The sequence below is a fragment of the Neobacillus ginsengisoli genome (assembly GCF_030813055.1).
This window is the reverse complement of the sequence record NZ_JAUSTW010000009.1, coordinates 1-12,627: the sequence shown is the minus strand read 5'-3', so window position 1 is coordinate 12,627 and position 12,627 is coordinate 1. Positions and strand designations below refer to the sequence as shown.

General features: G+C 38.5%; 10 protein-coding genes and 3 pseudogenes. 8 read left to right on the top strand and 5 right to left on the bottom strand.

Annotated features, from left to right (window positions below):
* Positions 1-21: 21 nt before the first annotated feature.
* Complete coding sequence (locus J2S10_RS22200; RefSeq protein WP_307412888.1) at positions 22-1,272, bottom strand: amidohydrolase; 1,251 nt, start codon at positions 1,270-1,272, stop codon at positions 22-24.
* A gap of 437 nt (positions 1,273-1,709) precedes the next feature.
* Between J2S10_RS22200 and J2S10_RS22195 the strand changes: the two are divergent.
* Positions 1,710-1,994: pseudogene (locus J2S10_RS22195) on the top strand (winged helix-turn-helix domain-containing protein); the annotation flags it as partial.
* A gap of 62 nt (positions 1,995-2,056) precedes the next feature.
* On the opposite strand, the gene J2S10_RS22190 reads toward J2S10_RS22195, so the two are convergent.
* On the bottom strand, positions 2,057-2,776 hold the full coding sequence (locus J2S10_RS22190; protein ID WP_307412483.1) for a response regulator transcription factor: 720 nt from the start codon (positions 2,774-2,776) through the stop codon (positions 2,057-2,059).
* Positions 2,777-3,080: 304 nt separating this feature from the next.
* Between J2S10_RS22190 and J2S10_RS22185 the strand changes: the two genes are divergently transcribed.
* The 7 genes and pseudogenes from J2S10_RS22185 to J2S10_RS22155 all read left to right on the top strand — a co-directional run.
* On the top strand, positions 3,081-4,370 hold the full coding sequence (locus tag J2S10_RS22185; protein WP_307412481.1) for an amidohydrolase family protein: 1,290 nt from the start codon (positions 3,081-3,083) through the stop codon (positions 4,368-4,370).
* Between the two features lie 14 nt (positions 4,371-4,384).
* The gene (locus J2S10_RS22180; protein ID WP_307412479.1) at positions 4,385-4,594 is read left to right on the top strand and encodes a hypothetical protein; all 210 of its coding nucleotides are present in this window, start codon (positions 4,385-4,387) and stop codon (positions 4,592-4,594) included.
* Positions 4,591-6,060 (top strand): amidohydrolase family protein, encoded by a 1,470-nt coding sequence (locus J2S10_RS22175; RefSeq protein WP_307412477.1) that lies wholly within the window; start codon positions 4,591-4,593, stop codon positions 6,058-6,060. Before J2S10_RS22180 ends, J2S10_RS22175 begins: the two co-directional genes overlap by 4 nt.
* The gene (locus J2S10_RS22170; RefSeq protein ID WP_307412887.1) at positions 6,060-6,275 is read left to right on the top strand and encodes an ABC transporter substrate-binding protein; all 216 of its coding nucleotides are present in this window, start codon (positions 6,060-6,062) and stop codon (positions 6,273-6,275) included. Before J2S10_RS22175 ends, J2S10_RS22170 begins: the two co-directional genes overlap by 1 nt.
* Positions 6,276-6,314: 39 nt before the next feature.
* Complete coding sequence (locus tag J2S10_RS22165) at positions 6,315-6,551, top strand: hypothetical protein (RefSeq protein WP_307412475.1); 237 nt, start codon at positions 6,315-6,317, stop codon at positions 6,549-6,551.
* Positions 6,552-6,637: 86 nt separating this feature from the next.
* Positions 6,638-7,888: an amidohydrolase gene (locus J2S10_RS22160; protein ID WP_307412473.1), complete on the top strand. Its 1,251-nt coding sequence runs from the start codon at positions 6,638-6,640 to the stop codon at positions 7,886-7,888.
* 303 nt (positions 7,889-8,191) lie between these two features.
* Positions 8,192-9,421, top strand: a pseudogene (locus tag J2S10_RS22155) (transposase); the annotation flags it as partial.
* A gap of 885 nt (positions 9,422-10,306) precedes the next feature.
* Here J2S10_RS22155 and J2S10_RS22150 read toward each other — a convergent pair.
* The 3 genes and pseudogenes from J2S10_RS22150 to J2S10_RS22140 all read right to left on the bottom strand — a co-directional run bounded on the left by J2S10_RS22150 (position 10,307) and on the right by J2S10_RS22140 (position 12,445).
* Positions 10,307-10,696, bottom strand: coding sequence for a transposase (locus J2S10_RS22150; RefSeq protein WP_307412471.1), 390 nt, complete (start codon positions 10,694-10,696; stop codon positions 10,307-10,309).
* On the bottom strand, positions 10,683-11,423 hold the full coding sequence (locus tag J2S10_RS22145) for an IS110 family RNA-guided transposase (protein ID WP_307412469.1): 741 nt from the start codon (positions 11,421-11,423) through the stop codon (positions 10,683-10,685). The genes J2S10_RS22150 and J2S10_RS22145 overlap by 14 nt, the downstream gene beginning before the upstream one ends.
* A gap of 186 nt (positions 11,424-11,609) precedes the next feature.
* Positions 11,610-12,445: pseudogene (locus J2S10_RS22140) on the bottom strand (tyrosine-type recombinase/integrase).
* Positions 12,446-12,627 lie beyond the last annotated feature (182 nt).

Sequence of the window (12,627 nt, the reverse complement as noted above, 5' to 3'; positions counted from 1 at the left end):
GTGCAGAACAGGTTCACTCTTTTAATGTGTTTCAGAAGCGTTTGGTATTTTAGGCTTCACGATATCAAGCGTCCCCGAGGACAAAGTGCCTTTATGCAGCACGGCAGCACGTTTTGGCAGCCGGGCAACAGCTTCAGCAGAGCAGCTTGCAGGAACGAGTACTCCTGTTGCATCGTTGCCGACTCGTGGCCATATTTGCTTACCGGACTCATCTAAAGGGGTAATTCCGCCTGTAGCAAGGGAAAGTGCCCGAGACAGGTTGTATTCGTTCTTCCATCCAAATAGTTGTGCTGTAAGGTGTGCTTTCTGCAGTGTATCACCGATCCCGAATGGATCCCAGTGATCGGTAATACTATCATTGCCAAGCATGACCTTCACCTTTCGCTCTTGAAGGAGCGGAATTGGCATTACACTTTTGCCGATTGGAACAGAAGATGCAATGGAGATGCCTAGTGATGCAAGGCGGTCTGCCATTTCAATGTCTGCTCCTGGTGCCAATGATGCAAGAGAGAAAGCGTGACTGATTGTCACTTTTCCCTGCAAACCGGCTTCCTCTGTCAAATCTGCTAATCTTCGAATGGCCATTAATCCCGTTTCCCCACCTTCATGAAGGTGGATATCAATTCCTGCTTTGGAGTCCACTGCAATTTGAACCATGGTATGTAGCGATTTTTCCATATTGCCGTCTACTAAGGTTGGATCTAGTCCGCCAACATGTGTAACTCCGAGCTTCATCGCATCGCGTAACAATCCTTCAACATTTGAGCGAAGCAAGCCATGTTGCGGGAAAGCGACAATTTCATGGGAAATCTTATCTGAATAGTTTGCTATGGCGAGCTTTAGTTTCTCGAGATTTTTAAGACCAACGACTTGGTCAATGTTACAGTGGCTTCTGACATATGTAGTGCCATAGCTGAGAATCAGTTCAATTAATTTCTCTGCATGCTCCTGTGCGGTTGGGAGCAATTCCAGCAGTAAAGTCTGCTCCAATTCAATCATGTCAAAAATACCATTTTTTCTTGTTGCTGCCGCTTTCCAAGGGCCGCCATAATAGGTTTTATCCAAATGAATATGCATATCCCTAAAAGAAGGAAGCAGTAGCATACCTTTTGCATCAAAACAAACAATATCTTTTTCAAGATGGGAGTTTAAATCAAGTATTTTAGTAATCCTGCCTTTATCGACGCGGATGTTGCGAAAAACGGATTCGGTTGCGGCCACCTCGCCGTTTTCATATTTATAGCCGCTTTCCAATCGAACATTCAAAAGCATGTAGGAGCTATTTTTATCTGGTACCTTTATTTTATGTGTATGAGTATCCTTATTAAGACTGTTATTTTCCTGTATCATCTAATAAATCCTCCTTTGGGAAATATTTAAATTAAACTGAAATGGACAGCTAGCAGGTGTTGAGAAAACAAAATTATTTTGTTCTAGTAAATTTTTACCAAATTTAATTTTAATATGAATGTTGATATAAGTCATTGGTTACTTAAACCAAAATTCAGTGATAGTAAATGTGCATTTTATACAATGGTTTTTATACGATTTTGAGTTTAAGAAATCAAACTAAAAAGTTAGGAATTTTATAATGTTTTTTACATGGGGAGTTAAGTTCTGTCAGGTACAATCAATGTACGTCGACGGGGTCATAAATCAAGTATACAAGTGAAATAATATTTATTGAGCTAAAATTATTTAATTAGGGGAAAGGGCTTGTCATTGATGAAATGGCTCGTAAGGTTTATGTGAATGATAAGAAGATATCTTTAACTGCAAAAGAATTTGACTTATTGCTTTACTTAGCCCAGCACCCAAATCGGGTCTTTAGCAAAGAGGATCTATTCGAAAGCATTTGGGGACTGGATTCATCAGGGGATATTACCACCATTACGGTGCATATAAGAAAAATCCGCGGTAAAATTGAAAAAGACCCATCCAACCCTCAATTTATCGAAACAGTTTGGGGCGCGGGTTATATGATGTCGGTTTAAACTAGTATGAACTTTAGGTAGAAATGCTCAAATATTAAATCACTTTCTTTTATCCCTGTATATTATTGGGAAGAAGAAAGTGATTTATTTTCTCTTTCACGAAATTCTGTAGGAGATATTCCTACTATTCTGCGAAATAATGTACTGAAATAATGCTGGCTGCTGAATCCGGATTTTTCGGCAATATCCGATATCGTCCAATTGATGTGAGTAATTAAAAATTGCTTAGATGTTTGAATCCGATATTGGATTAGATATTCAGAAAATGAGACCCCGACTTCTTCATGAAATTTCCGGCTCAAGTATGTTGGATTAACATGCACCATATTCGCAATCGTTAACAAGGAGATCTTTTCATTGAATTTTTCATGAATAATCTTTAGTGAACTATCTATGAGACTGGAAAAGTTCTTTACTGGCTGTTTGTCTTTATATTTTGCTAAGACACTTAATAATTCACTTTCGATAATAGGCTTGGTTAAATAATCAACTACTCCGATTCGAATTGATTGTTGTGCATAGTTGAAATTCTGACAGGCTGTCACCATAATAATGTCTACTTCCTGATTGATTTTCCGCAATTCTTCTCCGAATTCCAGACCTGATTTTCCTGGAAGGTTTATATCTAAAAAAGCCAATTGGATAGAAAAACTTCGATTAATCTCATGTGCCTGGTTTGCATCGGCAGCTTTGTAAATCTTCCATTTGGGGCATTCTGATTGAAGCTTATATTCCATTTGTTCCAATTCTAATGGCTCATCATCAACAATTAAAACATTCATTTCTTCAGTCCCCCTCGTTATTTCATTAAATTTTAATCAAAATCGATATTTGAAGTAAATACGACGAGAGGATCTAGTAAAAATATTTTAAAAAATAGTATCAATTCTGAAAATATAAAAAACCCCTTTTTTTTATAATTTAAATATGAGTCGTACTCGTTTCATGGGTATTTCTTGGCCGATAGGAAAGAATAACTTTCCTATCAGGCATTAGTGCAACTACGCCTCTGTCTTCGCCCTAAGGGGCTTGCCAGTCGGCGAGTTTTCTTTAAACAAGTATGAGAGGAAAAGGAGGCGGAACGATATGATTGACTTACTGCTTATACATGGAACCGTGATCACCATGGACAAAGACAGACGAATTCTTCAAGATGGTGCAGTTGCAATAAATAAGGGAAGAATTTTAGCTGTAGATACAACTGAAAGGCTAATGGGAAAATTTGAAGCGAAAAAAGTGTTGGATTGCAGCCACCAGTGTATTTTACCAGGATTAATTGATGTTCATGGTCATGGCGGACATTCGATGTTTAAGACGATTGCAATGGAGAATATTGACTTTTGGATGCCAATTATGACAAATACGTATAAACATTTTGTAACAGATGATTTTTGGTATTACGAAGGAAAACTTTCTGCTCTGGAACGATTAAAAGCTGGAATCACGACAGGTGTATCCGTTTTAGGTTCGATGCCTAGGTCGGATGATCCGATTTTTGCAATCAATCATGCGAAGGCTTATGCTGAAGTCGGTGTTAGAGAGGTGGTTTGTACTGGTCCTTGTAATCCCCCTTGGCCGCATTTATTCAGCCGCTGGATTGATGGGAAAAGAGTAATAAAAGAAGTCACCTACGAGGAAGTAATAAAGGGTGCTGAAGCAGTCATCGAAGCATTGAATCATGCGAATCATGATAAAACAAGGGCCTTTATTACACCATTTGTAATCGTTACTTCCGTTGATCCTTCCAGTCCAACTTCGCCAGCCCGGGTGTATGGATTAACGGATCATGACCGCTATCAAGCGAAAAAAATTAGAGAGATTGCGAGAAAATATAATACAAGAATTCACTCTGATGCCTTTGGTGGAATGATTCATTTAGCCATACAGGATAAGGAAAACACGCTTTTAGGTCCCGATGTTCACCTTCAGCATTGCCGCGGAATTTCTTTTGATGAGGCAAAAATTTTAGCTGAAACAGGTACAAATGTGAGTGCGTCACCCGGATTTACACAGGTACATGCACGTACACCAATCATCGAATTACTTGAACTAGGAGCGACGGTTGCGATTTCTACTGATGGAACTTCTCCATCAACAAGCTTCGATCTTTTCCAAGCAATGAGGAAAACTCAGTTTATTCATCAAGCAGCATTAAGAGACGAATATTATTTACCGCCTGGCAAACTATTAGAAATGGTCACAATCGATGCCGCGAAATGCATAGGCTGGGATGACGAATTGGGGTCGCTGGAAGTTGGAAAAAAAGCAGATGTCATTACCGTCAACCTAAATCAGCCCCACCTGACTCCTGAATTTATGCATGTACATCGACTCGTCTATCAAGCTGTAGCAAATGATGTGAACATACCATCGTAGATGGAAAACTAATCATGGAAGGACGAACAGTTCTAACCGTTGATGAAGGTACGATTTTAAATGAGGCCAATGAAGAGGCGCGTTCCACAATCAAGCGTGCAGGTCTTGAGAAATATATGCAGCCAACAAAATATTTTTGGGGACATGTACGTGCCTATGTAGACGAAAAAAGATATAACGATGAAGATTATGATTTTACTATGCAGAAAGGAGCAATTGAATGAAAACCAAACTAAAAGGAAAATATGTCATTGGCTATGATGGTTTCGATCATGTCTTACTCAAAAATGCCGAGGTTGTTTATGAAAAGGATACAATTATATATGTTGGTAAAAATTATTCTGGTGAAGTAGATGAAATAATCGATGTCGGCAATGCGGTGATTAGCCCGGGATTTATTGATTTAAATGCACTTGGGGATATTGATCACGATATCTTACACATTGAAGCAAACACTAATAGACAGAAAAATCTACTTTGGTCTGAACGATATACGGAAAAGGGTCATCATGAAGTAATGACAGAGGAAGAAGAAGCCTTTAAATCTTTATTTGCTTATTCACAGCTCATTCTCCATGGAATTACGACAGCCATGCCCATAACATCTGTTTTTTATAAAAAATGGGCTGAAACGTATGAAGAAATTGCAGTTGCTGCTAAACATGCAGGAAACTTAGGGCTTAGGCTGTATATCGGGCCAAGCTATCAATCTGGAATTAGAGTGGTCCAGCCTGATGGGTCGATAAAGCTTTACTGGGATGAAGAAGCTGGGAGAGCGGGTTTACAAAGTGCGGTGCAATTTGTCGAAGAATTTGATGGTGCTAATAATGGCTTGGTAAGAGGGATGCTTGCTCCGGAACGCATTGAGTGCCAAACAGTAGAGAGCCTGAAAAAGACAAAGTATTATAGCGAAAAATTGGGGGTTCCCATCAAACTCCATGCAGCCCAAGGGAGTTTTGAATATCACACAATTGTAAAAACACATGGAGTAACGCCTATTAAATATTTGTATAACCTTGGCTTTTTAGGTTCAAAAACAGGTATCCCGCATGCACATTTTATTTCCGGGTTTAGCGAAGCACAAACCGGTGAGGGAGACGATTTACAATTACTTAAAGAAACTAATACAACAGTGATTCACTGTCCATTGATCATTGGCAGGCATGGATCAGCTTTAGAGACTTTTGCAAAATATAAAAGGGCTGGAATCAATTTGGCACTTGGTACCGATACTTTTCCTCCTGACCTATTTCAGAATATTAGAATCGGTAGTATGCTCTCACGGATACAAGAAAAAGAAGTAGAGGAATCTTCGTATGCGGATCTTTTCCGCGCCGCAACCATTGGTGCTGCAACATTTTTAGGAAGAGACGATCTAGGAAGGATTGCTGTAGGAGCGAAAGCGGATATTATTGCCATCGACCTTGATGGATTTCATATGGGAGTATTAGATGACCCTATTCGAACGATGTTTGTCAGTGGTACTGGACGAGATGTTAAACTTTCAATTATCAATGGCCGGATCGTAATGAAGGACCAAAAGATTCCAAATCTTGATTTAGATGAAATCAAAGAAAAAGGACAAGTATATTTTGAAAAAATGAAAAAGGGATATTTAGAAAGAGATTATCAACAGCTGTCCGAAACTGAATTGTTCCCACCTTCCTTTAAAATAGTAGAAACAATCTAATAAAAAAAGAAGTAAAAAAAAAGAAACCAATTAATGATGTTCGGGTTCGAAATGCAATTTCAAATGCCATTGAAATGGATTCTATTATTAAGGGAGTCTATAACAATGTAGGAAAGAAAGCAAATTCCCTTATTGGGCCAAAGGTTTTGGGATACAGCCCTGACTTAAAAGCATATGATTATAATCTGAATGAGGCCAAGAAATTACTCGTTTAAGCCGGATATCCAAATGGATTTGAGACAACATTACTGACAATGGATAGCAAAGATAGTAATAAACAAGTTGATAACTTGATCGACGCAGGCCGCAAAGAAAAGGATGAACAAAAACGAATTGAACGATACAAAGAAGCACAAGAATTGGAAATGAAGGATGCACCGTATATTCCTGTAAGAGTGATTGAAAATTTAGCCGCAGTAGGAAAAAATGTGACAGGCTTTTCTATTAGTCCTTCAGGCTATTTAGAAATCAATTACGTATCAATCAAATAGGAAGCGGATAAAAGGGATATCCAGAAGTGGTAATCCCTTGTGTCTTGCCATTACAAACTGAAAAGTTTATAAAAAGGAGAATGGATATGAATAGCAGTTATTGGTTACAGAATGTAAGATTGGAAGTCGGATATAAAAGAGAGAATGGAAGAGTAGTGGGTACGGAAACCGAAATATGCCATTTATTAATTACCAATGGGGAAATTTCCAAGATTGTTAAAGACGGAGAAACGATTTCGGATCATTTACCTAAAACGGATGCAAAAGGATTATTACTTCTTCCATCCTTTATCGAAAAGCATGTTCATCTTGATAAGACCTATATGGGGGATAATCAATGGCGAGCTTGTATACCCGCTTCTGGTGTGATTGAACGCTGTGAAATCGAAAAAACAATTCTAGCCTCTATGCCAACCAGTACAAGAGAACGCGCAGAAGCATTGCTTGAAGTATTACTGGCTGCAGGATCTACACATGTAAGAACGCATGTAGATATTTATCCTGAAGTGGGGCTGCAAAATTTAGAAGAGGTTCAAAAAGCATTAGAAACCTATTCTAACAAACTAAGCTCAGAAATTGTAGCATTTGCTCAACATGGCTTACTACGTCCGGGTACATTAAAGCTCATTCGAGAGGCGGTAAGAAATGGTGCTGGGATTGTTGGTGCGGTTGATCCAGCGACAGTTGACAATAATATCGAAGAATCATTAGTACAGTTAATGGCTATAGCAGTGGAAGGAAATGCTGATATTGATCTTCACTTGCATGATCCTGGTCATTTAGGAACGTTCACCATGAAACGGCTCGCCTATTTAACAAAGCAAGCCGGTTGGGAAGGCCGAGTCGCCATAAGTCATGCCTTTGGACTTGGTGATGTCTCGACAGGTGAAGCATATGAAGTTGCCCAAATTTTAAAGGAAGCCGGTATTTCCATCGTGACAAGTGTTCCAATCGGCCGGGCCATTCCTCCCGTTAAATTATTGTCTGAATGGGGAGTGGAAGTGGCAGTGGGGAACGATAATATTTATGATTCCTGGTGGCCAACAGGAAACGGGGATATTCTCGAACGAGCCGGCCGCCTGCTGGAGTATTTCAGATGGACTGATGAGGTTTCACTAACACAGGCATTCAAGTATATAACTGGTGGTAAAACACCTTTAGACAAAGACGGTAATCAGGTATGGCCAAAAGTCGGGGATGCAGCCAATATGGTTCTAGTCGATGCAAACTGTTCAGCGGAAACAATTGCAAGACGATCCAAAAGAAAAGCTGTGTTTTATAATGGAAATCTTGTCTCTGGTTCTTTAAACGAACAAAACCATTCCATTCAACGTTAAATTTATTTTACGAAAAGGCTGTGTTAAAGGGCATTGGTGATTTTCTAACTAAGTTGATTGGAGCGGAAGGCGCGAGACTCCTCGAAAATGCTATCGCATTTCCTTCGTGCGTGGGCGATTTTAAGGATGCTAATTCAATGTCCTGCGGGAGTACGGGGCAGGGGAGACCCCACAGGCACTTAAACGAGGGCACTGAAAAAGTCCATTTTTATTATTAGGCAGTTAAATGTTTGATTTAATCAAACGTTCAACTGCCTTTTTGTTTTATAATACTGTTATTAATTGTATGTAGGTGGTATCCATATGATTTCCAATCAAGACTCTCTCGTCCTAAGCCCGTTCATGGCCATTTATGATCACGTTATCCCAAAGGATAATATGCTTCGCCAAATCAATGAACTAGTGGACTTTTCATTCATTCGCGAAGAATTGAAAACAAAATATTGCCTCGATAACGGTCGCAACGCAGTGCCACCAATTCGTATGTTTAAATATCTTTTGCTCAAATCGATTTATGATTTGTCAGATGTAGATGTAGTGGAACGATCTAAATATGATATGTCGTTTAAATATTTCCTCGACATTGCACCGGAAGATTCCGTAAATTCCCCAAGTTCTTTAACGAAATTCCGTAAACTCCGTCTTAAAAATGTGGGTTTATTAGATATGCTTATTGGGAAAACAATTGAGATTGCGCTTGAAAAAGAAATCATTAAAAGTAAATCGATTATTCTGGATGCCACACATACAAAAGCACGTTATAACCAAAAGGCAACGAAAAAATTTTTACAAGAGAAATCAAAAAATGTTCGAAAAGCCGTCTATCAAATCGATGAATCCATGAAAGAAAAATTTTCGCCGAAAACAACTTCTAATGAAGTAAAAGATGAATTGAAATATTGTCGTCAAATCATTTCTGTGGTCGAATCAGAACCACAAATCGCTGCCATTCCAGCCGTTAAGGAAAAATTAAATGTACTAAAAGAAGTAGTGGAAGATTATACTGTACAACTGAACTATTCAGCTGATCCAGATGCACGTGTTGGTCATAAAACAGCGGACTCTTCTTTCTTTGGCTATAAAACGCATATCGACATGAGTGAAGAACGAATTATTACAGCGGCAGTTGTAACAACAGGTGAAAAAAGTGATGGAAAATACCTGCAGGAGTTAATTGAAAAAAGCCAAATAACAGGAATGGAGATTGACACAATCATTGGGGATACAGCCTACTCTGAGAAAGAAAATATTCGCTATACTAGAATCAAGTACCTTTTTGATATTAAAAAATGTAAAGTTTGTCCTTTCCGTGAGGGCTGTTATAAAGAAGGAGCGAAAAGTAAGTCCTATTCAATAACCATCAAATCAACAGAACATCTAGATCAAGAAGCGTTTCAAAATACAGAAGCATTTAATGAACTGGCCAAAACTCGCTATAAAATTGAAGCGAAAAACAGTGAACTGAAAAATAGACACGGGTATGATACAGCTGCGGGTCTATTAGGCATGGAAATCCAAGGGGCTACATGCCTACACGGTCCGGTTTTCCCAAAAAACTCAAGAATAGCTGACTACTTGATAGAAAAGGCATATGAACGAAAGACTGGGAGGATGCTGGAACCTCTCAACGATGAGATAGAGAATAAAACGAACCAAACCGTTTGGGAGAGATTTAGACACAGTAAACAAACAAAATATAAAAATGAAGCGTGATACGTTCTGTAAACGGAATAATTTCACTTAACATATAAAAGGAGCAGGCCTAACCGGGGTACTGCTTTTTTTATAAGGTGGTATAATTAAACTGCATAAAGAAAATTAATGATCTTCAACAATCGGGCCAGATAATTGAATAACACTTGGAAGATAATTTTGATATTTATGTTAATGCAGATGTTGTGAAGGAATGTACTGATATGAACGAAACTGTCAATGCTCCCTACACAAATTGATTTTGGTTTTAGTTTTTGGGTAACTCTAAGAAGAGAAGCGTTTTTCGGCTTCTTTGCTTATTAGTTTGGATTGAGCCTTAAGGCTAGGGGATCTCCTTCTCAGCTTACAGACTGCTCCTCAATCTCCAAATTGGCTGTCAAGTGCTTTCCTTGACAGCCAATTTGGAGATTGAGATACTTTTTAAAGCTGAGAATGAATAAATTTCTCCTTTCATATTGATATTAAAAAGTTAAGCACACGGCACGAAGGCAAAAATCTCAACTGCGGTTAGCACTCTGATATCCGTGGGTTTTCACATTTTATCTTTCCGTATAAAGGAGCTTCCACTAACTTAAAACGTGCGTTAGCCTATTTAGGCATAGCACAAGTACAATTCGTGGTTTCTCCTTTTCGGTTTTTACCTTTGCCTCCGAGCCCTATGCTCCGACTTTTAAAGAAAATTGAACTTCATTTTATTCGTAATTTTTACTTTGCAATAGTGTTATTTTCAATTTCTTGAGTTACTGCCCAAATAAATCCTGCTAATTCTCTTGCAACGGCTGTTAGTGCCTTCCCAAATGACTTTCCACGTGATAGTAAACGAAAATATTTTTTATGAAGACGATTTTGAGCTTTCCATGAGATCATTTGAACATTAGGCAACTGTCCTTCTAGTCTTTTCTTTAAATCTCCCTTTATAGCAGGAGGAAATCGATAACTCCAGGCTGCTTCTACAAGCAATCGACGAACATGACGATTTCCTGTCTTTGTAATATTACCTTGCCTTCTGGTTTCACCACTAGAGCTCTCACTCGGAATTAACCCAACGTACGACATTAATTTTTTGGGAGAAGGAAATCTTTTAAATGAATCCAATCTCAGCTACAAGGCTAGTAGCTGTTATAGTGGCTATTCCTCTTAACGATTGGAGTGCTTGAATCATTGGGGCATGATACCCTTCCGTTGATTGATATTTAATTTCTTCCTCTAATCGTTTTACCCTTTGCTCAATTTCTTGTAGATGATGTAGATACTCTTGATAAACTATTTTAGATGCAGAACGTTCGAACTTTAAAGTATTTAACCATTCTCGGTATCTTCGAGTCCATTTCTTTCCATTGAAAGGAGGGTGAATATCATTTCGTAAAAGGAATTTGCTTAATTGATGTTTGGCTCTTAATTCATCTTCTTTGGCATCTTCACGTGCCCGAACTAAATCCCTAAGCGCCTCGTCATCTTCTGTTGGCACGTAAACAGAGGTTAATTCACCTGCACGAAATAACTTTGCTAGTTTAATCGAATCCCTTCGGTCAGTTTTAATGCGTTCACCTGGTTTCTTAGGGATTAAAGATGGGGCGATCACTTCACACTCAATTCCTAGGCTAAGAAAAAGTCGATATAGACCATAGCCAGTTGGTCCAGCTTCATAACACACTCGAAGATTATCTTTTTCTCCAAGCTTTTTTACTAACTTTCTAATTGACTCCACTGTATTAGTGATCATTCCCCAATACCTTGGCTCATCTCGACCTTCATCTGCAATGGCAACGGCAATTTTTTCTTTTGAAACGTCTAAACCTACATATTTTATGGTATCCTTCATAATAATTAGCTCCTTCCGTAATGTAGCTCTGATTTGGTTTGTCTTTTTCCAGTAAACAGTGTAACCAAATTAACCTACGGTGTTACGAGTAAGGAGCTAGTTTCGTTCATGATAACTTAAACAAACGGGTGCAAGAATTAAAGAAAAGCAATGCATTTTTTTCGGCATTGCTTTTTGTGTTCCTTTTTAAAAATACTTCCTATAAAGCTCTTGCCTTAAACTTCCACTTAACTGTGCATATATCCTCGTAGTCTCACTCTTCTCATGACCTAATAAACTCTGAATGACTTCAAGAGGGGCACCATTATTTAACATGTGAGTAGCATAACTGTGCCTCAGCTGGTGTGGATGGATCGTTTTATTTATGCCTGCCCTTTTTGAAATTCGCTTGATGATATATCTCATTTGGGCAATACTCATTCGATGAGGATACCTTTCGGTGACAAAAATGGCTGCATCGCCATCCTGGCGTTGTTCAAGGTATCTTTTAAGCCAAATTTCGCAGCGGATATTAAAATAAACTTCTCTTTCTTTATCTCCTTTTCCCCTAACAATGGCTGAACGGTTTGACCAATTAATTCTACTCCTCTGTAATGTAACAATTTCTCCTATGCGACATCCAGTAGAAAACATGAATTCAAACAATGCCTTTTCCAGCGGGCTTGTACAAGCTTCACGTAAGTATTCAATTTCAATTTCTGTTAAAAACTTAGGAATTCGTTTCCCTGCTTTAGGTTCCTTTATTTTTGCAGCGGGATTTTTTGAAACATGTCCTTCTTCATGTGACCAACGAAAAAATAATTTCATAAAACGTATTCGGTGAGATAAACTTGAAGGTTTTAAGGTTTCGCTCGACTTTGCCAGATATTCTGTTGAACAGTAGATATGGTATCAACATTAACATCCTTGAAATATCGAAGTAGTAATGTGGATTGAAGTTTATATGCTTTAAGTGTTTGTTGTGAGAACCCTTCAATTCGTTTATCCGATTCATACGTTTCCCATGCCTTTGACAATAACAATATACATCTCTCCCTAAAATTTCTTTTTTAGAGGAATTATTGACTTGATTCTCGAAATTGAAACGGGAGAGACTATTCAACTATCGGGGCAGCATTCCTGTAATGAGTGAAAATGAGGTTTGAACAAAAAAATAACCTCTTGGTAGAATAAGAGTGTCCTGAAGCTGGCCAGCGAAAAGGAT